Raw genomic sequence first — 24,276 nt, 5'->3', positions numbered from 1 at the left:
TTTTGCAAATACTGGGCAGAATGCGCGCTAACAACGGATAAATTTACCGATTTCTTTTGTATTCGACGGTTTTTAATTTTCCCTAAAAGACATTTACTGAAATAGTTTTCTGATAGCGGTACGAAAACATACACATCCCACTTATTTTATATGTCAATATAGCAAAAAACGATTGACAAAATCTGTCTATCAATACGAATAAATAATATTTTTTAAACACAATTGACGCGGACATCGTAAAAATGCTAAATTATAATTGCAATTTATTATTAAAAACTTTTCTTCATCCGGATAGCCATTCCCGAGAATGGCGGTATGGTTTTTATTTTCAGGAGGTGAACCGAATCACATGTCACACAAACGTATGAATGCCCTGCTGTGCGCCGCACTTTTGCTTTTCTTCCTGCCATCCTGCAAGGCAAACGAAAAAGCCATTTCCAACGATATGGCCTTTCTGACCTCAGATCAGGCAAACGGCCGCTTGCCGGGGACGGAAGGAAATGAAGCCGCCAAAAACTACATAGCGGAACAGTTTCAAACCGCCGGGCTGGATTTTTACGGCACAGCAGAAAACTACTTTTTTGATTACAAGCAAACGACGCACAACCCAGGCCGGCAGACGCAAGTATTGGAGGTTTCCTTTTCCGACGGCACGAAAAAGGAATACCGCGCGGGACAGGATATCCCCTGTATATTGGATACCGGCGCGCAAGGGCTTTCCGGGTTGTTGACATCCGACAGCAACGATCCGGACCTGAAACATAAAATTTTTCTACAGCCAACGGGGGAAACCAACAACAGCCCGGAATCTTGTCTTGGAATCATACAGGAGAACAACCGATTAAACGCCGTTGCCGTATCCGGCAGTGTACCGCTGATTCAGGTTCCCTCTCCTGTCTTTTCAGCACTGCAACAGAATGGCGTCTCTGTAGAAGTGAAAGGGAAGTTGATTGCTGAAGAACAAACCGTGCAGAACGTCGTTGGCGTTAAAAAGGGTAAAACCGGAAAACAGGCCATTGTCATTGGCGCGCATTTTGACCACGTGGGAAGTTATGGGACCTCAGTCTACCGGGGCGCTCTGGACAACGCTTCCGGAACCAGCGTCCTGTTGGAGCTGGCCCGGCTGACCGCTCAGCCGGACTTCCCCGCGCTGAAAAGCGATTTAATCTTCTGCGCGTTCAACGGAGAAGAAAGTTTGATGCAGGGCAGCAATGCTTTTGCGCAGTCGCTCTCCGGTTCCGCATATCAAACAATTAACATGATCAATGTCGACTGTGTCGGCGCGCCCTCCGTCGGCCAATTAATCGTTGAGGAAGACGGAAACAAAGAGCTGACGGAAAAAGTACGCACTTTTCTCAACCAGGAAGGAATCCCCTGTGAACTGGGCGCCGCCGGAGCAAGCGACTATACAAGCTTTACCGCTTATCAAATTCCTTCCGTCGGCTTGGCCACGGAAAATGAGTCACAGGCAACGCATGTCCTGGGCGATACCATGGAGCAAATTGACTTTGACCTGCTGCGTCGGATCGCAGAAACACTCCGCGGGTTCCTCCCGCAACTGGATCAGGAACTGGTCAAGCCGCAGGAAGTACAGACTGGGAAATACCACATTGAATGGGAAGACATTCCCCGGGATGTGTATCTGGAAGCCGTGGAGGAAGGACGCCGTCTGGTAAAAGAGTATTCGGTTGGCTATGACGAAACGATTTATTATCCCTTTAAAGGGTTCTATTTTTACACTTTTGGAAATTATCCGCTCACCACTCCGCAGGAGGTTGCAGAAAGGTATCCGGAGCTTTCCATTCCCGATCATATAAACGGCTTGCCATTTCGCTACTACAGAGATAACTATGCAGACGGTTACCCCCTGTACGATGCGGATTCCATGGATGACCTGCCGAAAGAGCCCACGGTTGTGGCCACCAAAAAAATCGCCGATACAACGCCAGACTCTTTTTCTCTGGTTTACGGAGAAGACGATTCCGCTTTTCTTCTTGCTATCAGCAATAATACAATCAAACGCACTCTGATTGGAGAACCGGAGCCGGAATTCCCCGCATGGGACGCCCATCCGGAATGCACCGTGCAAAAAGCAGATGAAGCAGATAAAAAATACTACAACTTAACCATTCCCGCGGCGGAAGACGGCTTTATTTACGATTATTTTGTTTACAGAATTACGCCGGAAGAAGCGAACGGTGCACTCAGCGACGCATTTGAGCCCATCGCCATGACCGAAGCCGAAGCGGAAACCATCTACCAGGCAATTCGGGAAGCTCTGGAACCAGCGTTGAACAGCCAAACCTGAAAAAACCTCCACAGCAGCGGTTGCCCGCATCTGTGGAGGTTTTCATTTCTATATTATTTTACTCCTGAATCCCCGGGATCTTCGGCAGGGAATCGAATCCCGGCTGCAAATCCTCGTCGGTGGGGATATAATCCGTCATGGTCTTTTCCATATAAGAGGTATACGCGGTCATGTCGAAGTATCCGGTGCCGGTCAGGCCGAACAGAATGGTCTTTTCCTCGCCGGTTTCCTTGCACTTGAGCGCCTCGTCGATGGCGACGCGGATGGCGTGCGCGGATTCCGGCGCGGGCAGGATGGTCTCCACACGGGCGAACAGCGTCGCCGCGTCGAACACCTTGGTCTGCTCCACAGAGCGGGCCTCGTCGATCCAGCCGTCGTGGTAGAGCTTGGAGACAATCGGGGACATGCCGTGGTAGCGCAGGCCACCCGCGTGGTTGGCGGACGGAATAAAGCCGCTGCCCAGTGTATACATGCGCGCCAGCGGCGTGACCTTGCCGGTGTCGCAGAAGTCATATGCATAGCGGCCGCGGGTCAGAGACGGGCAGGAAGCCGGTTCCACCGCGATGAAATACGGGTTCTTTCTTCCCAGCAGCTTATCCTGCATAAATGGCGCAATCAGGCCTCCAATGTTGGAGCCGCCGCCCGCGCAGCCGATCACAATATCCGGATACTCGCCCAGAATATCCATCGCCTTCTTGGCCTCCAAGCCGATGATGGACTGGTGCAGCAGCACCTGATTCAGCACGGAACCGAGCACATACCGGTAGCCGTCGTGCGTGGTCGCCACTTCAATCGCCTCAGAGATGGCGCAACCCAGGCTGCCCGTGGTGTCCGGGTCACCCGCCAGGATGGCGCGGCCCACCTGCGTGGTGTCGCTGGGGCTGGGAATCACGTTTGCGCCGAAGGTCTGGATGATCGCTTTGCGGTATGGCTTCTGGTTACAGGAGCCCTTGACCATGAACACCGTCAGCGGCAAGCCAAAATACGCGCATGCCTCGGCAAGTGCGGTGCCCCACTGGCCAGCACCGGTTTCCGTTGTCAAGCCCTTCAGCCCCTGCTTCTTGGCGTAATAGGCCTGCGCCACAGCGGAATTCAGCTTATGGCTGCCGGAGGTGTTGTTGCCCTCAAATTTAAAGTAAATCTTTGCGGGCGTCCCCAGGTATTTTTCCAGATCGTACGCGCGATTGAGCGGGGACGGACGGTATGCCTTATAGATATCCAGAATTTCATTGGGAATGTCATAGTATGCGGTTTTGCCGTCCATCTCCTGCTGGGCAAGCTCCTCGCAGAAAATCGGATACAGTTCCTCCGTCTTGATGGGTTCGAACGTCGCCGGGTTGAGCAGCGGGTCCGGCTGCTCCTTCATATCCGCGCGCATGTTATACCACTGCGTCGGCATCTGTTCCTCGGTCAAATTAAATCTGTGTGGGATGTGCGCCATCGTTATTGCCTCCTTCTGTTTTCACAATGTAATAAAAAATAGCTGATTCCGGAAAACCTCCGCGCGGAACGATAGGAAAGCCACAGCAGTCCATTTTTTGTTGCGCGTGGATGTCTCGGGATTTTCTATAAATCATGGGCGCAATAAAAAATAGTTCTGTTTTCCAATATCCTGAGCGCTTTCCCGGTTGGCCTGATAGATAAGGATTTTTTGTTACGTTTAGAAGTGGAAAATCAGATGATTTTCTTAATGTAATAAAAAAATAAACCCTTGCCCCTAGATTCAGGGACAAGAGCCTTCACTCCTGCGGTACCACCCGGATTGCGCTTGCGCGCCGCTTATTCCGTACACGTTTATGTACGCTCCCTTGATAACGGGCGGAGCTCCCGTCAACGGCTACTCGAACTCTTTCACCGTGCCCTCCGAAGTCCATTCCACCGGCTGCACCCGCCGCGCTTCCACCGTCCGCGGCTCTCTTTTGAGCGTCTTGCCTATGTACTACTCTTCATCATCGGTTTATTTTGTTGATTTCATTATAGGAATCCCGCGCGGATTTGTCAAGCGGAAGCGCAAAATATTTTTGTTATTCCCTGTTCTCCGGCAGATTTCTGTAAATAATACGGAATATGGAAGGCCGTTTGACTTGCAAATTTCCAGCGGGCAGTATATAATCATACAAATACTATTTTTTCAGGAGGAACCGATTTATGCAGCTTAACCAACCCGTAAAAAATCCGGCGTTTATTAGCAAGCTGAAACAGTTTGATGAAGATAAAACGAGGAAAAACGAACTGGAACTGATTCAGGAACTGCGCCAGATGCAGTACCTCACCCCCGTCACCCTGGTGGGCAAGGATGAAAACGGCCGGCCGGCGGAAAAGGTGCAGGTGAAATTCCGCGCCGCCACCAGCACCCAGGGCGAGAGCTTCTTTGCGATGTTCTCCGACATGGACGAGCTGTCCAAATGGGCGGGCGATTCCAACGACACCATGACCCTGACCTATGAAGAGCTGGAGCGTCTGGTCAACTCTCAGGCGGAGGAAATCGCGGGCTTTGTGGTCAATCCCAGCCACCAGAACCTGATCATCCGCAAGGCGACTATGAACAAAATCTCCCATCCGTTCCAGCAGACGCAGATCAGCCCGGACATGGTTGTGCTGAGCAAGCCCGAGCCGTCCCCGAAAAAGCTGATCAAATCGATGAACACCTTCTTTAAGGGCTGCAACGAAGTCCTGAGCGCATGGCTGTTCCAGGCCAATTACAAGGCCAATCCGGACGAGCCGCATTTCCTGGTCGTCATCAGCCTGACCAACGGCGCGGACCAGGAAAAGGTCTTCCGCAACACGGTGGACGCGGTGCGCGGCGATCTGGAAGCGGGCCAGTACCTTGACCTGATGCCGTCCAGCGGCAAATTCGGCAAGGAAGCCATTGAGGACAAAAAGCCATTCTACCGCAAAGGCATCGAGACGGAATAATTCGATGGATCTGCGTGAATTTGACTTACATGCAACGCTGGAATGCGGACAATGCTTTCGCTGGGACCGGCAGCCCGACGGCTCTTTTCAGGGCGTCGCGGGTGGCCGTGTCCTGCGGGTTTCCAACGACAATTTGGAAACCGCTTTGCAAGACCCTTTCTGGCGTACATACTTTGATGCGGCGCGCGACTATGCGGACATCCGGCAGGAGCTTTCCTCCCTGGATGCGGCATTGGCGCGCGCCGCTGCATATGCGCCCGGTATCCGCATCCTGAACCAGGACCCATGGGAGGCGCTCTGTTCCTTCATCATCTCACAAAACAACAACATCCCGCGCATTAAGGGGATTATCTCCCGGCTTTGCGCATCGTTTGGGGACCCGCTGGAAGAAGGCGTATTTGACTTTCCCACCCCGGAGCGCCTTGCTGCGCTCGACGAAGAAGCGCTCGCGCCCCTGCGCTGCGGCTTCCGCGCGCGGTACATCTTGGACGCGGCGCGCAAAATCGCTTCCGGCGCGGTCGATCTGGAACAGGCGCGCCGCATCCCGGTCGACGAAGCGCGCGCCAGCCTGATGACCATCGTGGGCGTGGGGCCAAAGGTGGCGGACTGCGCCCTCCTGTACGGCCTGCACCGGCTGGACGCGTTCCCGATGGACGTCTGGATGAAGCGCGCCATGAAGGAGCTGTTCCCCGGCAAAACGCCCGCGGACTTTGGCCCCAACGCCGGAATCGCCCAGCAATACATCTTCCACTTTGTAAGGACCTCCGGACCTGCGGCTGGCAAGGCCGGCGGACCTGCGGTCAGCAAGGCCGGCGCGTAGCGATCTAAAAGAAATATCCTATGCGTTCGCCGGACAGAAAGAACCCGCTCCCGTGAAGATCGGTTTTGATTGATCAATCTTGTATCACACCCACAGGTTTTAAAAAGGGGGAATCATCGTGAAAAATGAGCTGGAAAAGTGCATGGCGGGCGAATGGTACGACTGCCACGATCCCATCTTTCTGGAGTTTAAGCGCAAAACGCGGGAACTACTCCCCAAGTACAACGCCCTGCCCTATGAGCAGAAGGCGGAAAAACGCGCCGTTTTGGAGGAGTTGCTCGGCGGGATTGGGACAAACGTCTCCATTGGCAGCCACTTCACCTGCGACTACGGCTGCAATATCTACTTTGGGGACAACGTCTCCGTCAATATGAACTGCACCTTCGTGGACTGTAACAGAATCACAGTGGGAAGCAATGTGCTGATCGCCTCCAACGTGCAGATTTATACCGCCTCCCATCCCGTGGAACTGGCAGACCGCCTCACACCGGACTGGTCGCCGGAGAGCGGCGAATACTTCTGCCGCACCTACGCGCTGCCCGTCTCCATCGGGGACGGCTGCTGGATTGGTGGTGGCGTAATCATCCTGCCCGGCGTCTCCATCGGCGCGGGGAGTGTGATCGGCGCGGGAAGCGTGGTGACAAAGGACATCCCGGCAAACTGCGTGGCAGTGGGCAGCCCCTGCCGGCCCGTCCGCTTCATCAACGGCGTAGAGCCGCCGGAAAACAGCTGAGGCGGCGCGCGAAAAACAAACTTCCGATTCCATCAAAAAGTATTCCCTTTTTGTAGAATATGCGTTATAATAAAGGCATCTAAAAGATTAGGAGTGTGATTCCAATGGCATTGGTAAATACCAAGGAAATGTTCCAGAAAGCATACGACGGCGGCTATGCAATCGGCGCGTTCAATATTAACGATATGGAAATCATCCAGGGCATCATGGGCGCCTGCGCAGATCTGAAAGCGCCTGTGATTTTGCAGGTTTCCTCCAGCGCCCGCAAATACGCCCATCCGGCCTACCTGGTCAAGATGGTCGAGGCGGCGTGCAAAGAGAATCCGGAAATCCCGGTAGCTCTGCATCTGGATCACGGCTCTTCCTATGAGCTGTGCAAGGCTTGCATCGACGACGGTTTCACTTCCGTTATGTTCGACGGCTCTTCCAAGCCGTACGAAGAGAACGTGGAAGAGGCCCGCAAGGTCGTAGAGTATGCGCATAAATACAACGTTACCGTTGAAGCGGAACTGGGCCAGCTGGCTGGTGTAGAGGACGAAGTTGAGGTTTCGGATGACAACGCACAGTTCACCGACCCGAACGAAGTCCAGGATTTTGTAACACGGACAGGCGTGGACTCCCTTGCCATTGCAATCGGCACGAGCCACGGTGCTTACAAATTCAAGCCCGGCCAGAACCCGAAACTGCGTCTCGACATTCTTCAGGAAGTCGCAAACCGTCTCCCGGGCTTCCCGATCGTTCTGCACGGCGCCTCCTCTGTCCTCCCGGAGTATGTGCAGATGGTCAATCAGTTCGGCGGCAAAATGCCCGACGCAATCGGCATTCCGGAAGAAATGCTTCGTGAAGCGGCGAAGATGGCAGTCTGCAAGATCAACGTCGACTCCGACCTGCGTCTCGCCATGACCGCAACCGTCCGCAAGTACTTTGCGGAGAATCCGTCCCACTTTGATCCCCGCCAGTATCTGGGTGTTGCGCGTGACGCAATCCAGAGCTTGGTTGCGCACAAGATCAATACGGTTCTCGGTTGCGAAGGCAAAGCTTAATCGGAACAGTTTTCTTGAAATGACCAACCCCCGCTTGTCTGTATTGGACAAGCGGGGGTTTTTTTTATTTTGCTTGCCTCAATTCAGGCAACGCAGGACGTTCCCGACAGGTTTCAATGGTTTTGACAACACGGATACGCTCCAGCAATTCATCAAAATAATTGCCGCCGCCCGCTTTTTTAAAGCGCCTCGTTCGTGGCAAAGTCTTTGATCAGATATCCCTTCCGCACGAAATTTGCCCATATGCGGAATTGCGTGCCGCGCAGGGATTTCACCCTGTATCCGACAGAAATAATAATATCTAAGTTATAGTGATCCACGTGATATGTTTTCCCATCTGCCGCAGTTGTTGCAATACTTTCAACAACTGCACTTCTGTCCAATTCACCTTCTCCCATAGATATAATTACCGCTTGCTATTCTCACTTCATACAGAAAAAAACATCTCATATGTTCTTATCCCGCACAACTTCCTCTTTTCCGGTAAACACATCAACCATCAGCATGGCCCCCAGCTTGAACCCATACTGGAACGACTGCGCGCCGTACAGCGTTGTAGACTGGCAATATAAATCATACAGTTTTTCAAAATGGGCCTTATCCTCCTGCGTAAGCCTTTCTTTAAAATATTCCTTTTCATCAGAAATCGCATGCTCGGCAGGCCAATATGCAGGTTCGTCCGGTACAATCCGTTCCTCCGGCATAATCTCGCCCCGGAACAGTGCTTTAATAACAGAATCCATTGATCTCATTTCCTTTCTCAGGTGACAAGCTCCCTTGAAAGATCAGGCGGTACAGTGTATAATAATTTATACCGCACAATCTGAAAAGAGCGTGTCGGTGTTTGGGGAGTGGCGTTGTTCTTTCGAGTGAGCGCGCCACTTCCTTTTTATTTGCCGTTTAGCTGCTCATACAGACAATGGACACCTCGTCTTAATACCTCAGAGCGGGAAATTTGAAGCTTTTCCATGCAAAATTCCACCATATCCATCGTTTCCCGGTCTGCTCGGACTTTCATAGACGCATCCAATGGTTTTTCTGGATGAGGGCCTGGCTTTTTTCGTGCTTCTATGGGATCACCTCCTGTTTTGGAGCACAAGTTTACTATACATCTTGTGCTCCAAAATATCAAGAAAAAACAATTAAATATCAGGAGGTGAAACAATGGATAAGAAATTTGTTGTTCGACCGAAAAACCCGAATAAAAAAGAGGACAAGTCCGTTACCATGACCATTCGCATTGACAGGGAATTACAAAAAAAGTATGCTGATCTTGCCGAAAAAAGCCACCATTCTCGTAATGAACTGGTTTCTATGGCACTTCGCTATGCACTAGACAATTTAGAGTTTATACCTGATGAAGAAGAAAGTAAATAAAATTATCTTCTTTATGGGGCGTATAAATTCAAACTTTTACAGGACGAATTTCACTTTAAAAGATGCGCATTGTTCTTATACTTGTCAAGTAAAAAACCGCCCGTTTCAAAATGAAATTGTAATAGCAAATCGTACAAAAAAGAAACTGCCCTTGGAAATGGCCTTTCACAGCCAGATTCAAAGGCAGTTTCTTTGTACTATTTTTTCCTAAAGAGCTATTTTGCAACAGCTCTCCAAAGTTTGCCGAGCAGCATAACAGGTCTATAAAGGACCATATCACTCGTTCCCACTCGCTCTTCTCAGAAAGAGAGTTCCGTTCTCTGCGGAGAACGGCAAAGGGCGCTGCCCTTTGATCCCGCCACCTTTCAGAAAGGTGGAGAAACACATTTTGTTCTATGCCACAATTAAAACAGGACTGTTTTGCAACACGCCCTGTTTAACCTTCATCCAGTTCTTCCAGCACAACACAGCCCTGCGCGCGCGTCGCGTTCATATTGATCACCCGCTGGTTGCGGCTGCCGCGGAACAGCAGCGTCAAATCCTTCTGCGCCTCTTCAAAGCGGCCGTCGATCAGCACATCGGCCTGTGACAGCAGCGCGTCGATTTCTTCGTCGTGCCTGTTCTGCAATTGTTCATAGGTAAAGCCGGTATAAACGGTCACATCCTTGCCCAGCGCGTGCACCTGTTTCGCCAGCAACGCGAGCGGTCCGGGCTGGCAGAAGGGCTCCCCGCCGCTGAAGGTCACACCCTTCAGGAGCGGATTTTCCCGTATTTCCGCCAGCAGCGCGTCCGTGTCCGCCTCCCTGCCGCCCGCAAAATCGTGCGTCTGCGGGTTGTGGCAGCCGGGACAATGATGCGGGCACCCCTGCGTGAAAATCACGTAGCGGATGCCCTTGCCGTCCACGATGGATTCCGGCTCAATTCCACTAATTCTGAGACAGGCCATGCTTCACGCGGTCACCCTCTTCCGCACGCTTTGCATCATTAAAACGGTCGATGGTGCCCACCAGGTAGCCCGTAATTCTGCGGATACGCTCAAAATCGACGCCCTCGCCGACCATTCCGTTGTTCTGATTCAATGTGATCATGTATCTCTTCTCCTTTATCAATGTATCATCGGGTTGTATCTTTATTTTCCGTAGCAGCACTCATAGTGCGGCACACCGGGATATTTCTTGCGCAGCTCATCCAGCCGTTCCTTGCTCACCGGTTCGCCCGCATGGCGGCCACAGCGGGGGCATACCTCGTCGATCACGCCGGTATAGCCGCAAACGGGGTCGCGGTCCACCGGATGGTTGACGGAGCCGTAGCCGATGCCGGCTTCCTTCATACAGCGCACGATGGACTCAAACGCCTCCAGATTCTTCGCTGTGTCGCCGTCCAGCTCCACATAGCTGATGTGGCCCGCGTTGGTCATCGCGTGGTAGGGAGCCTCCAGTTGAATCTTTTTATAGGCACTGATCGGATAATACACCGGCACATGGAAACTGTTGGTGTAATATTCGCGGTCGGTCACGCCGGGAATTTTACCGTATTTCTTTTGATCGATGCGGACGAAACGGCCGGAAAGGCCTTCCGCCGGGGTTGCCAGCAGGGTGAAGTTCAAACCGCGTTTCTGGCTCTCGTCGTCCATGCGCTTGCGCATGTAGGTGATGATTTCCAGGCCGAGCTTCTGGCTCTCTTCGCTCTCCCCGTGATGCTTGCCGACCAGCGCTTTCAACGTCTCCGCCAGGCCGATGAAGCCGATACTCAGCGTGCCGTGCTTGAGCACCTCTGCGATGCTGTCGTCCGGGCCGAGGTTATCGGAATCGATCCAGACCCCCTGTCCCATCAGGAATGGATAATTGCGCACCTTCTTGCCGCACTGAATCTGGAAGCGGTGCAGCAGCTGGCCAATGACCAGGTCGATCCGCTTGTCAAGCAGCTCGTAAAACCGCTTGATATCGCCCTTCGCCTCAATGCCGATGCGGGGCAGGTTGATCGAGGTAAAGCTGAGATTGCCGCGTCCACAGGTCGTCTCGCGGGAGCGGTCGTGCACATTGCCCATCACACGCGTGCGGCATCCCATATAGGAAACCTCCGTGTCGTAGTCGCCCTCTTTGTAGTACTGCAAATTGAACGGCGCGTCGATGAAGCTGAAGTTCGGGAACAGGCGCTTGGCGCTCACCCTGCAGGAAAGTTTAAACAGGTCGTAGTTCGGGTCGCCCTCATTGTAGTTGACGCCTTCCTTGACCTTAAAAATCTGCACCGGGAAGATCGGCGTTTCGCCGTCGCCCAGTCCACGTTCCGTGGCCAGCAGCAGGTTTTTCATGACCATGCGCGCCTCCGGGGAAGTGTCCGTGCCGTAGTTCAAAGAAGAGAACGGCACCTGTGCACCCGCGCGGGAATGCATGGTGTTCAGGTTGTGGATCAGCGCTTCCATCGCCTGGTACGTCGCGTCGTTCGTGCTGTTTGTCGCCGCTTCCACCGCATACTCGTGCGCCCTGCGCGCTTCCGGCTCCGTGATCTCCTCATAGCCGTTCACACGCTGGTGCTCCGGCAGGAACGCCGCCAGCGCCTCTCCGTATTCCGGCGCATTGCCCAGTGTGATATCCCATTCAATCCCCGCCTTTACCGCGGCCGCCAACGCTTTCGCGTCGTCCATGTTCATGGCCTTGGTGATGTGCAGGTACTTTGCCAGTTCGCGGAAATACGCCTTGCGGAAGGTCTTTGCCACGCCCGGCGCCAGGGAATAGTCAAAGTTCGGGATGCTTTGCCCGCCGTGCATCTCATTCTGGTTCGCCTGAATCGCGATGCAGGCCAGCGCGGCATAGCTGCGGATATCGTTCGGCTCCCGCAAGAACCCGTGCCCCGTACAGAAACCGTTGTGGAACAGCTTGATCAGATCGATCTGGCAGCAGGTTTCCGTCAGCATGTAGAAATCCTCGTCGTGAATATGGATATCGCCGTGGATGTGCGCCGCCGCATAATCTTTGGGAAGCACATAGTTGTTGATAAAATACTTGGAACCTTCGGAGCCATACTTCAGCATGGTGCCCATCGCGGTATCGGTATCGATGTTGGCATTTTCCCGCTTAATATCCGCGTCGCGCGCATCCTCAAAGGTCAGTTCCTTGTAGATATCCATCAGGTCGCCCTCGGCCTGGCGGATCTTTGCGTGCTCCGCGCGGTACAGGATATAGGCCTTGGCAGTCTTGGCAAAGCCCGCCTCAATCAGCTTCTCCTCCACTTTATCCTGTACTTCCTCCACAGTGGGAACCACAGGATCCGGAAACGCCCTGGAAACTTTATCCGTCAGACGGTCCAATGCCGCGCCGGTCATCTTTTCTTCTGTCACCGCCGTATTGGCTTTAAAAACCGCATTGCGGATTTTCTGCGCATCGAACGGTACCACCACGCCGTTGCGTTTTTTAATTTGTGTTGCCACTGATCTACCATCCCTTTCAGGCGCGCCGCGCCTTATGTGATCGCTGCACCGGGCAGCGTCGTCCGCTCTTCCATCCAGGTTTTTTACGTCAAAGGCCTTTTCAATTCCGGGCGGCAGGCGTCTCCCGCCGCACTCCCGGGCCCCGCTGGGCGGAGCTTGAATCCGGTTTGCATTTTACTACATCTTGGGGTTGTTGTCAACAATCGCTGCAACCGCTACTATATGTCGTATTGTCTCCATTGAGAACTACCAAAACATACCAAAACGTCGGAAACGCACGGACAAAGCCGTTTACGCGTTCGCCGCGCAGATGGACAAACCGTTTTTTGTCTCTTACTGGGGATTAAAAAAATATTTTTACTCTAAAACGCACCCCATGCTCTCGGCAAAACGGACCGCCTGTTCCAGATCGATTTTTGTGCGGTCAAACCGCACCTGCCGCACGTCCACGCCATCCAGCCTTGCGCCGCGCAGGTCGGCGTTTTTGAGGACCGCGCCAACAAGCACTGCATGGGAAAAATCACAGCCGCGCAGATCCGCTCTTTCCAGATTGGCACGCTGTAAAAACGCGTGCGCAAAGCACACACTGTGCAGGTCCATCCGCCGCAGATCGCAGCCATCCAGCACCGTATCGGAAAAATTGCCGCCCCGGATTGCCAGCCCCGTCAGATTCGCACCGGCAAAACTGCTGCCGGTGCATTTGCAGTTCTCCAGCTCCGCGCCGAACAGGCTCGCGCCGTCAAAGGTGCAGTTGAGGAACGCGGTTCCCACGTGCAGGCTGTCCTGCAGGGAGGCAAACGAAAAAGTACAGTTGGAAAACAAGCACTTCCTTGTCACCAGCCCGCCCAGCTCCGCACCATAGAACCGGCAATCGACAAAATGAAAGCCGCAGAGCTCCCGTTCCGACAGCTCTGCGTCCTCCATATCCTGCTTTTCATATTGCTTCTGTGTGAAATCAAACGCCATAGGCCGCTCCTTTACGGTTTGCGCAGACGCGGCACCAGCAGCACCGCAACAATCCAGAACAGTTCAAACAGCAGCAGGGCCACTGTGCTGAGCTGTTTCAATCCGGAATAGCACGCCAGGAAAGCCACCAGCAGGAAGCCCAGCACCACCGCAACGGTCTGCAGCGCCACCGCAACGGAAATATTGCTCCGCTGGCGCACACATGCGGTCAGCATGCGCATCATCGCCGTCGGGCGTCCCTTGGTCGCTATCAGGGCGTCTGTGCGCTCTTCCGGCTCCTTGACCAGGTCCACGTAGACTTTACCCAGCCGCTCCGGCAATACGCGGACGGAATGCTCGTCCAGGTCAAACACCTGCGCAATCAAGCGCGGCGTGACATTCGGGTCGCAGGTCCGCACAATCAGGCTGATGCCATTGTCCTCCATGCGGCGCAGTTCCGCTGCGCGGCGGCGGTCGGAATTGTAGGAGACGATGAACATTGCCACCAGATCCCCGCCGGAGGCCAGATACACCACCTGTTTGCCGCCCAGCAGGTATTTTTCTTCATAGTCCTTGGACGGCGGCTCGATGCTGTGGGATTTCATCAGCTCCCGGTTGCCAACCAGAATCCGCCGGCCGGACACCCAGCCCACAACGCCCCGGTCGTCCTCGTAAGCGATGTTGTCGATCTTCGGCAGCATATCCTGATGGCTCTTGATGATCTGGTCGAACAGATCGCTCAGCGGCCCGCCGGTGGCGCACATCAGCGCCGTTGCGTCCACGATCGCGTCGTCGATGCGCTGGCCGCCAAATGTCTTGATGCCGTTCAGGATCACCGTTCCCTTGGGGAACAGGTCCTTGGCGTCCACCATCACCGCGTTTGCGGTGGAGAACTGGTCTACGGCGGGATACCCCACCACCATGGCCCCGCAGCGCGTCGCCACTTTGTTCAGGCGCGCCAGCGGCAGGTTGACGCACAGCATGTTCGTCATCGGCACACTGATGCACGCGGATGCCGCAAAGACCGTGATCGCGCCGATCACGTCCTTTTGCAGGAAATAGCACACGATGCACAGCACCAGAGAAAGGATAAAGCCGAGCGGCGCGATAATCTGGGAACTGTTGTCGCTCGGGTCGTTCTCATAACTGAGGCTCAGAAAATGCTTCAGAAAGCCCGTCTTGCCCTGGTAGGCGATGGCGGGCGTATCCGCCACGCAGCCCTTTGCCATCTGCAAAGCCGTATTGTGATCGTCAAAATACTGAACCGCGTATTTTTGATCCGGCGATGCGACAAACCGGAAATTATGCCGCACGCGCTTGACGAGCGAGAATTTTCCCGCTGTGTTCAGGAACAGCGCCACCGCCGCAAGCACCGCGTAAACGTGCATATTGGACGAAGACACGCTCTCCGGCGCAAACAGCAGCGCCGCCCCCTGGATCAGCGAGGCAAGCACCGCGACGGCCACGCCGCTGTCCGAGTTCGCCTGCAATTTAAACAGGGCCTTGATGCCGTTAAAGATGGTCACGGAGCAGGTCAGCGCCGTGATTCCCAAAAACACCAGATTTAAAATCAAATATGTCTGCGTTGGAATCAGACCACGGAGCATCTCCGGTAAAAACCCGTTCATCTCTCCCAGCACGCCGAAAATCAGCAGCAAAATTGTGCATATCCCCGTCACGGTCAATCGTAGCGTCAGCTCACGGAGGCTGGAACCCAGCTCGTGGGAAACCGACGGCGCGTCGGACGGGCTCTGGTAATCGTCCAGTTCGTCCGGCTCCTCTTCCGTGTACGTTTCCTGCGGATCGTTATCCGGTTCTTCTTCTCCCATGATGGAGAATTTTTTCTTTTTCTTCTGCTCGGGCGCGGGAAGCTCCTCTTCCGGCTCCCGGTAGGGCGGTTCCGGCGGTGTTTCTTCCTCCGGTTCTTCCGCAAAGCCCTCCCAGAGCTTGACCGGTTCTTCTTCCAACGGTTCGGCCTGCACCGGGCGTGCCTGTGCTTTTTCCGGCTCCGCCTGTTTTTCCTCCGGTTTGGCCACGGGACGCAGCTTGGCTGGTTTGGGATAGGTCTTTGCCTCTTTTAAAATCACTTCCGCATAGTCGTGCAGCTGCACCACATGAATCGGCGTCACGCCCGCCGGACGGTATTCCGCCTTTTTAACGCGCCCACCGGACACGGGACGGAGCGGCACTTCCAGCTCCGCGTATGTATCCGCCGGAGCAGTTTGCTCCGGCTCCTGCGCGCTGATCGGCGTAACGGAAGGCTGTACTTCCGGCCGGGCGGGAATCTCCGGCATGGAGTGCGGCGCGGCGGGTTCCTGCGGCTGCACAGGCGCTTCCGGCGCTGGCTCTGCGGCGGGAATTTCCTTTTGCGGGGTTGTCGGTTTCGACGGCGTTTTGGGTTGGGCCGGCTGCTTCGGCTGAACGGGTTGGACCGGTTCTTCCTCCCGCACCGGCTCAAACGGGTTGGTATCTTCGATCTGCGGGGGCATCGCATACCCGCCCACCGCAGGGAATTCAAAGGTTTCTCCCTCCGCGGTCAGGTCCATCACCTGTCCGCCGCTTTTCGTATCCCTTTTGGCCTTTGCAGGCCCTGTGAAGCTCCCCATCGCGGGAAACTCAAAGGTTTCGTCACCCACCGGAAAATCGTTCCATATAGATGTCGGCGTCTGCTGCTTGGGCGCCTCTCTGGGCTTTGGCTCCGCCGCCTTTTTCTGTGCCGTCGGCAGTTCCACTGTCTCGGATGACGCCGCCTCCGAAACGTTTTGCAAAGGCTCCGGGGTTCGCTGCGGAAACTTGATCTCAATGGTATTGGAATTCAGTTTAAAGGCGCCGGTTTTGCGGGACACCGCCTCCATGCGCTGCTGACGCTCCTGGTGCAGGTCCTCAAACCGCTTGGCAATCTCCTCGTCCATCTCTTCATCAGTCGAGTCAAACAAATAGGAGAAAATGGAACCGGTTTTATCCGTTGGCCTTGCACTTTGCACTGGCTTGGCCTGCGTCTTTTGCGGGTCCGCGGCGGATGCACCCGCCGGCTTATCCGGCTGCAGCGTCCGCTCATACTGCGCTTTGTACTCCTCCAGAGGCTTGAGCTGCAGGCCGTAATAAATGTCGTCTTCCTCTTCAAAGCCCTTTTCCTGGCGTTTCATGCGGCGGCGTTCTTCTTTTACGCGCTTTTTTTCCGCGCGGCGCTCCGCCCAGGACAGCTTAACAGGCTCTTCTTCCTCCGGCTCCCAGTCCTGCGGTTCCTCCGCCTCCATCCGTTCCCTTTGGGGCGCAGGCATCCTCGGCTCTTCCATTTTTCGGACGGGTTCCGCTTCCTTGCGCGGCGGCGCCTGGCGTTCCGGCTCCCGGACCGGGCTTGGTGCGGGCATCTCCGTGGCTTGGTGCGGGCATCTCCGTACGCAGCACCGGCACCGCCTGCGCGCGCTGCGGCGCGGGCGGTACGTCTGCTTCTGTCGCAGGGGCCGCCTCTTCCCCCTGCTGTTCGCGCAGGCGGCGGGCCTCCTGCAAAATCTCTTCTACAGAAAAATCATCGTGGGGATGATTGCTTTTTTTGTCCATTCTGTTCCCCCCTGTCTTACTTCATCGGAATTCCGCTGCGCTGGCGCGCCACCTCATAACAGATCACGCCGCACGCAACAGAGGCATTCAACGAATTTATCTTGCCCTTCATCGGCAGGGATATGACAAAATCACATTTCTCTTTTACCAGACGGCCCACACCGAACCCTTCGGACCCCACCACAATTGCGGTTGGCCCCTTGTAATCGACGGAGCACCAGTCCTGCCCGTCCATATCGGCGGCAAACGTCCACACACCACGCTTCTTCAATTCCTCCAGCGTGGCGGCGATGTTGGTTACCCGGGCCACCGGCACATACTCCACCGCGCCCGCGGACGCTTTCCCCACGGCGTACGTCAAACCAACCGAGTGCCGCTTGGGAACAATAATCCCATGCGCACCCGCGCACTCCGCTGTACGGAGCACTGCGCCCAGATTGTGCGGGTCCTCCAGGCCGTCCGCTACAATAAAGAAAGGCGGTTCTCCGCGCTCCTGCGCCAATGCGAACAAATCGTCCACCGTCGCATACTCCTTGACAGCCGCGACGGCCACTACTCCCTGATGCGCGGCGTTTCCGCACATATAATCCAGCTTCTTGCTGTCCGCTTCCTTGACGGCAACGCCCAGCTCCTTTGCCTTGGCGATCAGCGCGCCGATGCTGCCCGTGCGCTGCCCTCTTGCAACATACAGGCTGTCGATGGTTCTGCCGCTGCGCAGCGCCTCCAGAACGGCGTTTCTTCCCGCAATGATATCGTCCCCGCGGCGGTTCTGTTCTTCTTTTTTCATGTACTGCGTTCCCCTGCTTCCTGTCAATCGTCGAGTCGTTGTTTCTTCTGTGGGCCCGCCATTCAGACCCGTATCATACAAAATGGCGCGAAGCCGCGCCAACCGATTATCTCCATTTTTCCGCCTGCGAATCTAGATCGAGCGGACGTAAAATTTTTCACCATATTGAACACAATTTATCCGGGCAAAGCCGTGCAGTCGATCAAAACATTTTTACACAATTTGTCCATTCTCCTGTTAAGCGGTATTTTTCCATCTACAGTGTCAGACTATTCTATATCCATAACCACCGCTAGGCTTTTTAACACTCAAACTGACCGCTTATTCCCATTCAACATGCTTCCATATTTTTCAGCCGTCGGAAGCTCTGCTTCCACTTACGCCGTGCGGTTATTCAATCATGCCCGTCCTGCAAAACAGCTCATTTCACACAGCTGTTTGACGAACAATCTCAAGCTGGCATGATTCAATGTTTCTCCCAATCGTCGGAGGCTCTGCTTCCGGTCACGGCTTGAGGTTATTATTCCATAAAAAGAGGCGCAGCCTCCATCACAACGGAACAATGTTCTCTCAGCCGTCGGAAGCTCTGCTTCCGCTTACGGCGTGAGGTTATTATACCACAAAACGCGTCCCTTGAGGATACCCAATCTGACGATATCCGAGGTGTTTTGCGTTTTCCACACCGTCGTGGAAAACTTTCCTGTGGTATTCCACACTGCGGCGCCGGTTTCCTGAAAATTTTACTCGGCGTTGTGAAGATTCGGACGTGCAGTTGACATAACTTCACCATTTTCACCGGGTTTTCCACTTTTCAGAGGCTTGTACCCGTGGGTTCTCCACCCTTTCCACCGAGTTATCCACATCTCTTGAATGGTTTTCCACTCGATTTATGTAAACCTGTGGAAATACAAGCCGTATAAAAGCCCGGCCCACTGCGGTTTTTCCGCAAAAACTTGCCTGATCAGAACCATTTCGGCGCGTTTTTTGGTGGAAAACTCTGTGGAAACTGGTGAAAACTCGTTGAATCACACAAACAGGGCAGCGGCTGAGAACCGCTGCCCTGTTTGTTATTTGTCTGTTTTCCACTGCTTTTTCAAATCTTTTACACCAAAGATTTCCCTACGACAAAATCCTGAATCCCCATAGAACCCGGTCCGATTTCATATTCATCGAAGCTGATGACCACATTCCCGTCCTGATCGATATAAAATTTCTGGTGATCGGAAATCCCCTGGAACCCTTCGTCCGGCATATCGGCACTCGGCGTGAAGTACGGCCAAGCCTCCGGGTCCTCTGCCACACGCTTGTCAATGGTTTCTTTGATCGTTTTATCCGCTGTGGCTTTGTAATCCGGTCCCAGCACGTCTTGCAGTGTCAGGTCTTTCCCCGTGGACAAATCCAGATTGTAAAAAAGCTGCTCTGTGTAAGAGCTGGCCGCCGTCTCCGTCTTATAAATGACAAAGGAGAGCGCTTTTTCACTGGAGCTCTTCACCTCATACCGGATATCAAGCATGACCGGCATCATTTCATTTATATCGTAGCCGTCTGCGACCGCCTGTTCCCGGCGTTCCTTCGCCTCCTGGCGCACCTGCTCTACAATCGCGTCAATCTTTGCCTGGATCTCATTATTGACGCGCTTTTCCAGCTCTGTGTTGCCCGTTCCGGCAATGGACGGCTGGTTAACAGTGATCAGCTCCGTGTCGCTTTCAATGGCATAGGAGCGGAACGTCAACACCCGTGCGACACTGCCCAGCACAGGCACCTCCGCCATCGCGTGGGCAAAGGTCGGGCTGATGTTCAGCAGCGCCACAAACAAGATGCACACCGACGCCGCTGCGGACAATACCGGCTTGTACCAGGCGATGTGCCTGCGCACCGACGCGCGGTCAAACGCTGCGTTTACTACGTCGTCCAGCTGTTCCGGAATTTCCATGGCCTCATATTGCTTTCTGGCCTCTTCAAGGTTTCTCATGATGGTTCCTCCCTGTCATCTTTTTAAATACGGTTACGCACCCTCTTGCAGATCCAGCTTCAAAAGCCGCAGCGCCTTATACAGGCGTGACTTAACGGTGCTGAGATTCTCTCCGGTTACTGCTGCAATGTCTTCCAGCTTCATGTCTTCAAAAAATCGCAGGATAACGATGGTTTTGAGCTTCGGTTCCAGTTTCTGTACCGCGTTGTACAGGTCCACATTCTGTGCAACATCCCTGTCTTCCCCAACAGGAAGCGCCGTTTCCCCGTACTCCTCCAGAGAAATGACGTTGTTGCGCCGCAGATAGGTCAGCCCCTCGTTAACCACAATCCGATAGAACCACGTTTTCATAAAATCTGGATTGCGCAGCGTGTGGAGCTTTTCAATCCCCTTGACAATGGCGTTCTGCACCACATCCAGCGCGGCGTCGCTGTTTTTCGTGTAACTGTACGCCAAGCGGTAAAAAGATTGCTGATTCTGGGTAATGTACTCCCGAAACATTTGCATTGTTGTCAAAACCATTCCCCGCCCATCTATTTGAATTTGATGCCCTGTTTCTCATCTTCTGTTTATTAGATACCTAGCATAGCCATAAAGTTGATATTATCCCGGGAAAACAAGGAATTTTTTCCTATTACCAGTATACCGCCTTTTTGAGTGCCATCCCATAAGAATTTTCCAAAAAGAAAAGGCCGATGCGGCATACCGCATCGGCCTCTGATCGTTTTAAACCAGGGAATTACTTGCTGGACTCGTAAACCGCAACTGCGCAGGCAACGGTGGCGCCGACCATGGGGTTGTTGCCCATGCCGATCAGGCCCATCATTTCCACGTGCGCCGGCACAGAGGAAGAACCCGCGAACTGCGCGTCGCCGTGCATACGGCCCATGGAGTCGGTCAGGCCGTAAGAAGCCGGGCCAGCGCCCATGTTGTCCGGGTGCAGGGTACGGCCGGTGCCGCCGCCGGAAGCAACGGAGAAGTACGGCTTGCTGTTCTCGATCGCCCACTTCTTGTAGGTACCCGCAACCAAGTGCTGGAAGCGGGTCGGGTTGGTGGAGTTGCCGGTGATGGAGACGTCCACGCCCTCCTTCTTCATGATGGCAACACCTTCCAGAACGTCGTTCGCGCCGTAGCACTTGACTGCCGCGCGCTCGCCGTCGGAGAATGCCTTCTCTTCCACAACGGTCAGTTCGTCGTTGAAGAAATCATAATCGGTCTTCACATAGGTAAAGCCGTTGATTCTGGAGATGATGTAGGCAGCGTCTTTGCCCAGGCCGTTCAGGATGATGCGGAGCGGCTCTTTGCGGGCGCGGTTTGCCGTCTTGGCAATGCCGATTGCGCCTTCTGCGGCGGCGAAGGACTCGTGGCCCGCGAGGAACGCGAAGCACTTGGTCTCATCGCGGAGCAGTCTTGCGCCGAGGTTGCCGTGGCCGAGGCCCACTTTGCGGTTCTCCGCAACGGAGCCCGGGATGCAGAACGCCTGCAGGCCGATACCGATCGCCTCTGCGGCGTCGGCGGCGGAAGCGCAGCCCTTCTTCAGAGCGACCGCGCAGCCGAGGGTGTATGCCCAGCTGGCGTTCTCAAACGCGATGGGCTGAACGCCCTTGACGATCGTATCCACATCGATTCCTTTGCTGAGGCAAAGGTCACGTGCTTCTTCGAGGCTGGCAAGGCCATACTCGGCAAGACACGCTTCGATTTTGGCAATTCTTCTTTCTTTACCTTCAAACTTGACATCGTTAGCCATGTAAGTTGTCCTCCTTTATTCTGCTTTCTCCGGCGATTCCCCAAAACAGGAACCCGCCGTGTTCGGAAAGTTCGGTATGTTCCCTGCCGGATTATTCTTCGCGCGGGTCGATGTACTTGGCCGCGCCGTCAAAGCGGCCGTACTGGCCAATATTCTTTTCATAGGCGGTCTTCGGGTCCACACCGTGGCGGATATCTTCCATCATCTTGCCAAGCTTGACAAACTGATAGCCGATGACTTCATTATTTTCATCCAGAGCGGTCTTCAGAACGTAGCCCTCAGCCATTTCCATGTAGCGGACGCCCTTTGCGCCGGTGCTGAACATGGTGCCGACCTGGGAACGCAGGCCCTTGCCGAGGTCCTCAAGGCTGGCGCCGATCGGCAGTCCACCCTCGGAGAACGCGGTCTGGCTGCGGCCGTAAGCGAGCTGCTTGAAGATTTCACGCATGGCGACGTTGATTGCGTCGCAGACGAGGTCGGTGTTCAGGCACTCCAGCAGGGTTTTACCCGGCAGGATTTCAGCGGCCATTGCGGCGGAATGCGTCATGCCGGAACATCCCAGCGTCTCAACCAGCGCCTCCTGTACAATACCGTCTTTTACGTTCAGGGTCAGTTTGCAGGCGCCCTGCTGCGGCGCGCACCAGCCCACACCATGGGACAGGCCGGAGATGTCTTTGATTTCGTAGGATTTTACCCATTTGCCCTCTTCCGGGATCGGCGCGGGGCCGTGGTTCGGGCCTTTGGCAACAGGACACATTCTTTCCACTTCATGGGAATAATTCATATCGGTACTCCTTTCGGTTTCAAGTTTCCTTGGTTTAACCAACATACGTATTGATTATAAGCTTTTTTGCGGAATTCCGCAATACTTTTTTCACGCCCGCGGCGGTTTTCCCGGCAGGCCGCCGGAGGGCCGCTCTTAACCGCTTTGACCGGCATAATCCAGAATCACCTTCTGGCATTCTTTGCAAATCCATGCGGGAACTAAAAAGGAGCCGAACGCGTTGTTCTCCAGCAGCACTTCGCCCTCTCCCGGCAGGAGGAACACTTTATGTCTCTTTTTTACCCATGCGATCCGTTGGTTGCCCTGGAGGAAGCCTTGCTCCATTTCCCTGCCGCATACGGGGCATTTCATACATACGCCTCCCTGTTTCTCAACCGTTTCATATTCTTTTCATCCGGAACCGCTCAACGGCCCTCGGGAACAGCCGGTTCAGCAGCACAAATGCCAGCCAGCCCAAACAGGCCCCCAGCGTGTTCAGGATGAGGTCGTCCACATCCGTGGTGCGGAAACTAAACAGCTGCAAAAACTCGATCAGGAACGACACGCCAAACCCGCACAGCAGCGCCCAGCGGAATGCCTCCCGTTTTTCCCACAGCAGCGGCACACAGAAGCCGATGGGCAGAAACATACCGATGTTGCCCCAGATATTAATGAGCAGCTCGCTTGCCGTTCCTCCGCTCCAATAGATCAGAATGGTCCGCAGGGGAACAAAATTCACTTCGCCGCGCATTGCGAATTCCCCGCGGAACAGGAAGTCCAGTGAAACGGTCACCGACGCCAGCCCCATCAAAAACAGTGCAAACAAAATCACGCCGGTTTCGTGCAGGGCCGTCGTTTTACGTCCCTTCTTCCGGTGATAGAAGCAGACGCCCAACCGCAAAAGCAAAACCACCGGGATCACCGGCAGCAGGTCGAGCAGCATGGATTGTATATAAAGCAGGATCAGTTTCATAAAATCCCTCCGTGTATTTTCTTTAGCATACCACAAACGACGGGGAGATTTCCTGCCCAAATTGTTGCCGATTTCTTAATTTTTCCGAATCATTTGTGTTTCTGCCGCGCTACCCGCGCGGCGCTTCCTTTTGAAAAAGAAGATTATTGACCTGTTCCGTTATCCAAATTTCATCCGCTGTGACCTCCACGCGGTAGCCTTTGACAACGCCGCCGTCGAACCGCTTGAGCAGGTCTTCCCACCCCGGCGCGGTTTCTCTCTTCTTTGGAAAGCGGATGCTGCTGGTAAAACCGTCACACAGAGTCAGGCCCGCCGCGTCCGCCAGCGCCTGCCATTCCCCGCGTGTATAAAACCGGATATGCCCGTCCTTTTTCAGCTGCATATACGCATCCACAAACCGTTCCGCGTCGTCCTCATTCGGCGCGGGATCGGACAGAAAGAACCGCCCGCCGGGCTTCAGCACGCGGCTGATCTCCCGGAACGTCTCCTCAATTGCCGGGAAATGATGCAGGGCATACCGGCTGACCACCCAATCAAACGCCTGATCCGCAAACGGAAATTTCATCCCATCGTAGCTGACAAAGTGCAGATTCTTCAAATTTTCCTGTTCCGCCCTCTGGCGGTTCCGGCACAGGGCCTTTTCCACGATGTCCAGCCCGGTCACTTCCGCCTGCGGGTATTTCTCTGCGATGGGAAAGGCCAAATACCCGGTGCCGGTTCCCAGGTCAAGAATATTCACCTTCTTATCTATCTTTAAGAAATTTAAAATCCGATTTAAGTGTGTCTCGTCCTGCGTTTGCCGGTTATACAATGTCTCCGCCGCAAAGCTTTCCTCAAATCCCTGCTTTGTCTTTTGAATGCTTTCTTCTATTTTATGGCCTGCCATTTCATCCTCCTCAGATCA

Annotated in this window: 24 protein-coding genes and 1 other annotated feature; of the genes, 6 read left to right on the top strand and 18 right to left on the bottom strand. The window is 54.3% G+C overall.

Annotated features, from left to right (window positions below; genetic code table 11):
- Positions 1-349: 349 nt before the first annotated feature.
- A complete protein-coding gene (locus BN2106_RS02800) occupies positions 350-2,308 on the top strand; it encodes a M28 family metallopeptidase (protein ID WP_195891767.1) in 1,959 nt (652 codons plus the stop codon).
- Positions 2,309-2,366: 58 nt separating this feature from the next.
- On the opposite strand, the gene BN2106_RS02795 is transcribed toward BN2106_RS02800, so the two are convergent.
- On the bottom strand, positions 2,367-3,749 hold the full coding sequence (locus BN2106_RS02795) for a TrpB-like pyridoxal phosphate-dependent enzyme (protein WP_050697060.1): 1,383 nt from the start codon (positions 3,747-3,749) through the stop codon (positions 2,367-2,369).
- Positions 3,724-4,041 carry a hypothetical protein gene (locus tag BN2106_RS16000; RefSeq protein WP_154666405.1) on the bottom strand — a complete coding sequence of 106 codons (318 nt, stop codon included), beginning with the start codon at positions 4,039-4,041 and terminating at the stop codon, positions 3,724-3,726. The genes BN2106_RS02795 and BN2106_RS16000 overlap by 26 nt, the downstream gene beginning before the upstream one ends.
- Positions 4,031-4,270, bottom strand: a binding site (T-box leader). Its footprint overlaps the gene before it by 11 nt.
- 186 nt (positions 4,271-4,456) lie before the next feature.
- Here BN2106_RS16000 and BN2106_RS02790 point away from each other — a divergent pair.
- The 4 genes from BN2106_RS02790 (at position 4,457) to fba (ending at position 7,820) form a co-directional block, all read left to right on the top strand.
- On the top strand, positions 4,457-5,224 hold the full coding sequence (locus tag BN2106_RS02790) for an enhanced serine sensitivity protein SseB C-terminal domain-containing protein (RefSeq protein ID WP_050697059.1): 768 nt from the start codon (positions 4,457-4,459) through the stop codon (positions 5,222-5,224).
- Between the two features lie 4 nt (positions 5,225-5,228).
- Positions 5,229-6,044 carry a DNA-3-methyladenine glycosylase family protein gene (locus tag BN2106_RS02785; RefSeq protein WP_050697058.1) on the top strand — a complete coding sequence of 272 codons (816 nt, stop codon included), beginning with the start codon at positions 5,229-5,231 and terminating at the stop codon, positions 6,042-6,044.
- Positions 6,045-6,162: 118 nt separating this feature from the next.
- Positions 6,163-6,777 (top strand): sugar O-acetyltransferase, encoded by a 615-nt coding sequence (locus BN2106_RS02780; RefSeq protein ID WP_330379729.1) that lies wholly within the window; start codon positions 6,163-6,165, stop codon positions 6,775-6,777.
- A 104-nt stretch (positions 6,778-6,881) separates the two neighbouring features.
- Positions 6,882-7,820 carry a class II fructose-1,6-bisphosphate aldolase gene (gene fba / locus BN2106_RS02775; protein ID WP_050697057.1) on the top strand — a complete coding sequence of 313 codons (939 nt, stop codon included), beginning with the start codon at positions 6,882-6,884 and terminating at the stop codon, positions 7,818-7,820.
- 179 nt (positions 7,821-7,999) lie between these two features.
- Here the strand turns inward: fba and rhuM are convergent, their stop codons facing one another.
- Together rhuM and BN2106_RS02765 are read right to left on the bottom strand one after the other, a co-directional pair.
- Positions 8,000-8,203, bottom strand: coding sequence for a RhuM family protein (gene rhuM, locus BN2106_RS15750; RefSeq protein ID WP_050697056.1), 204 nt, complete (start codon positions 8,201-8,203; stop codon positions 8,000-8,002).
- A 63-nt stretch (positions 8,204-8,266) separates the two neighbouring features.
- On the bottom strand, positions 8,267-8,563 hold the full coding sequence (locus tag BN2106_RS02765; protein WP_050697055.1) for a DUF6809 family protein: 297 nt from the start codon (positions 8,561-8,563) through the stop codon (positions 8,267-8,269).
- 421 nt (positions 8,564-8,984) lie between these two features.
- Here BN2106_RS02765 and BN2106_RS02760 point away from each other — a divergent pair, with 421 nt between their 5' ends.
- Positions 8,985-9,197 carry a CopG family transcriptional regulator gene (locus tag BN2106_RS02760; protein ID WP_050697054.1) on the top strand — a complete coding sequence of 71 codons (213 nt, stop codon included), beginning with the start codon at positions 8,985-8,987 and terminating at the stop codon, positions 9,195-9,197.
- Between the two features lie 436 nt (positions 9,198-9,633).
- On the opposite strand, the gene nrdG is transcribed toward BN2106_RS02760, so the two are convergent.
- The 14 genes from nrdG to BN2106_RS02695 form a co-directional block, all read right to left on the bottom strand.
- Positions 9,634-10,143: an anaerobic ribonucleoside-triphosphate reductase activating protein gene (gene nrdG / locus BN2106_RS02755; RefSeq protein WP_050697053.1), complete on the bottom strand. Its 510-nt coding sequence runs from the start codon at positions 10,141-10,143 to the stop codon at positions 9,634-9,636.
- Positions 10,124-10,285, bottom strand: a complete 162-nt coding sequence (gene nrdD / locus BN2106_RS15520) for an anaerobic ribonucleoside-triphosphate reductase (protein ID WP_074017386.1) — start codon at positions 10,283-10,285, stop codon at positions 10,124-10,126. Before nrdD ends, nrdG begins: the two co-directional genes overlap by 20 nt.
- Positions 10,286-10,326: 41 nt before the next feature.
- The gene (locus tag BN2106_RS02750; protein ID WP_050697052.1) at positions 10,327-12,624 is read right to left on the bottom strand and encodes an anaerobic ribonucleoside triphosphate reductase; all 2,298 of its coding nucleotides are present in this window, start codon (positions 12,622-12,624) and stop codon (positions 10,327-10,329) included.
- A 357-nt stretch (positions 12,625-12,981) separates the two neighbouring features.
- A complete protein-coding gene (locus BN2106_RS02745) occupies positions 12,982-13,590 on the bottom strand; it encodes a pentapeptide repeat-containing protein (RefSeq protein WP_050697051.1) in 609 nt (202 codons plus the stop codon).
- 11 nt (positions 13,591-13,601) lie between these two features.
- A complete protein-coding gene (locus BN2106_RS02740) occupies positions 13,602-16,850 on the bottom strand; it encodes a hypothetical protein (protein WP_154666403.1) in 3,249 nt (1,082 codons plus the stop codon).
- Positions 16,774-17,130, bottom strand: coding sequence for a hypothetical protein (locus BN2106_RS02735; protein WP_050697049.1), 357 nt, complete (start codon positions 17,128-17,130; stop codon positions 16,774-16,776). The genes BN2106_RS02740 and BN2106_RS02735 overlap by 77 nt, the downstream gene beginning before the upstream one ends.
- Positions 17,131-17,146: 16 nt before the next feature.
- Entirely contained in the window at positions 17,147-17,917 is a 771-nt protein-coding gene (rlmB, locus tag BN2106_RS02730) for a 23S rRNA (guanosine(2251)-2'-O)-methyltransferase RlmB (RefSeq protein ID WP_050697048.1), read from the bottom strand.
- Between the two features lie 1,102 nt (positions 17,918-19,019).
- Positions 19,020-19,889: an anti-sigma-V factor rsiV gene (locus BN2106_RS02725; protein ID WP_050697047.1), complete on the bottom strand. Its 870-nt coding sequence runs from the start codon at positions 19,887-19,889 to the stop codon at positions 19,020-19,022.
- A 33-nt stretch (positions 19,890-19,922) separates the two neighbouring features.
- Complete coding sequence (locus tag BN2106_RS02720; RefSeq protein WP_242846251.1) at positions 19,923-20,396, bottom strand: sigma-70 family RNA polymerase sigma factor; 474 nt, start codon at positions 20,394-20,396, stop codon at positions 19,923-19,925.
- A gap of 232 nt (positions 20,397-20,628) precedes the next feature.
- Positions 20,629-21,636 (bottom strand): GGGtGRT protein, encoded by a 1,008-nt coding sequence (locus tag BN2106_RS02715; protein WP_050697045.1) that lies wholly within the window; start codon positions 21,634-21,636, stop codon positions 20,629-20,631.
- 91 nt (positions 21,637-21,727) lie between these two features.
- Positions 21,728-22,420 carry an iron-sulfur cluster assembly scaffold protein gene (locus BN2106_RS02710; RefSeq protein WP_050697044.1) on the bottom strand — a complete coding sequence of 231 codons (693 nt, stop codon included), beginning with the start codon at positions 22,418-22,420 and terminating at the stop codon, positions 21,728-21,730.
- A 135-nt stretch (positions 22,421-22,555) separates the two neighbouring features.
- Positions 22,556-22,771 (bottom strand): PF20097 family protein, encoded by a 216-nt coding sequence (locus BN2106_RS02705; RefSeq protein ID WP_050697043.1) that lies wholly within the window; start codon positions 22,769-22,771, stop codon positions 22,556-22,558.
- 28 nt (positions 22,772-22,799) lie between these two features.
- Entirely contained in the window at positions 22,800-23,372 is a 573-nt protein-coding gene (locus tag BN2106_RS02700) for a VanZ family protein (RefSeq protein ID WP_050697042.1), read from the bottom strand.
- A 109-nt stretch (positions 23,373-23,481) separates the two neighbouring features.
- Positions 23,482-24,258, bottom strand: a complete 777-nt coding sequence (locus BN2106_RS02695; RefSeq protein WP_050697041.1) for a class I SAM-dependent methyltransferase — start codon at positions 24,256-24,258, stop codon at positions 23,482-23,484.
- Positions 24,259-24,276: the final 18 nt, after the last annotated feature.

Source organism: Anaeromassilibacillus senegalensis (assembly GCF_001261775.1).
GTDB classification, from domain to species: Bacteria; Bacillota; Clostridia; order Oscillospirales; family Acutalibacteraceae; genus Anaeromassilibacillus; species Anaeromassilibacillus senegalensis.
The sequence above is the reverse complement of the archived record's forward strand: the minus strand, read 5'-3'. Positions and strand labels throughout refer to the sequence as shown.

Bases quoted from the DNA above. Each gene is read 5' to 3' on its own strand.
- BN2106_RS02800 (WP_195891767.1), top strand. From the start codon at position 350: ATGTCACACAAACGTATGAATGCCCTGCTGTGCGCCGCACTTTTGCTT.
- BN2106_RS02795 (WP_050697060.1), bottom strand. From the start codon at position 3,749: ATGGCGCACATCCCACACAGATTTAATTTGACCGAGGAACAGATGCCG.
- BN2106_RS02790 (WP_050697059.1), top strand. From the start codon at position 4,457: ATGCAGCTTAACCAACCCGTAAAAAATCCGGCGTTTATTAGCAAGCTG.
- BN2106_RS02785 (WP_050697058.1), top strand. From the start codon at position 5,229: ATGGATCTGCGTGAATTTGACTTACATGCAACGCTGGAATGCGGACAA.
- fba (WP_050697057.1), top strand. From the start codon at position 6,882: ATGGCATTGGTAAATACCAAGGAAATGTTCCAGAAAGCATACGACGGC.
- BN2106_RS02765 (WP_050697055.1), bottom strand. From the start codon at position 8,563: ATGGATTCTGTTATTAAAGCACTGTTCCGGGGCGAGATTATGCCGGAG.
- BN2106_RS02760 (WP_050697054.1), top strand. From the start codon at position 8,985: ATGGATAAGAAATTTGTTGTTCGACCGAAAAACCCGAATAAAAAAGAG.
- nrdG (WP_050697053.1), bottom strand. From the start codon at position 10,143: ATGGCCTGTCTCAGAATTAGTGGAATTGAGCCGGAATCCATCGTGGAC.
- nrdD (WP_074017386.1), bottom strand. From the start codon at position 10,285: ATGATCACATTGAATCAGAACAACGGAATGGTCGGCGAGGGCGTCGAT.
- BN2106_RS02745 (WP_050697051.1), bottom strand. From the start codon at position 13,590: ATGGCGTTTGATTTCACACAGAAGCAATATGAAAAGCAGGATATGGAG.
- BN2106_RS02740 (WP_154666403.1), bottom strand. From the start codon at position 16,850: ATGCCTGCGCCCCAAAGGGAACGGATGGAGGCGGAGGAACCGCAGGAC.
- BN2106_RS02735 (WP_050697049.1), bottom strand. From the start codon at position 17,130: ATGGACAAAAAAAGCAATCATCCCCACGATGATTTTTCTGTAGAAGAG.
- rlmB (WP_050697048.1), bottom strand. From the start codon at position 17,917: ATGAAAAAAGAAGAACAGAACCGCCGCGGGGACGATATCATTGCGGGA.
- BN2106_RS02725 (WP_050697047.1), bottom strand. From the start codon at position 19,889: ATGAGAAACCTTGAAGAGGCCAGAAAGCAATATGAGGCCATGGAAATT.
- BN2106_RS02720 (WP_242846251.1), bottom strand. From the start codon at position 20,396: ATGCAAATGTTTCGGGAGTACATTACCCAGAATCAGCAATCTTTTTAC.
- BN2106_RS02715 (WP_050697045.1), bottom strand. From the start codon at position 21,636: ATGGCTAACGATGTCAAGTTTGAAGGTAAAGAAAGAAGAATTGCCAAA.
- BN2106_RS02710 (WP_050697044.1), bottom strand. From the start codon at position 22,420: ATGAATTATTCCCATGAAGTGGAAAGAATGTGTCCTGTTGCCAAAGGC.
- BN2106_RS02705 (WP_050697043.1), bottom strand. From the start codon at position 22,771: ATGAAATGCCCCGTATGCGGCAGGGAAATGGAGCAAGGCTTCCTCCAG.
- BN2106_RS02700 (WP_050697042.1), bottom strand. From the start codon at position 23,372: ATGAAACTGATCCTGCTTTATATACAATCCATGCTGCTCGACCTGCTG.
- BN2106_RS02695 (WP_050697041.1), bottom strand. From the start codon at position 24,258: ATGGCAGGCCATAAAATAGAAGAAAGCATTCAAAAGACAAAGCAGGGA.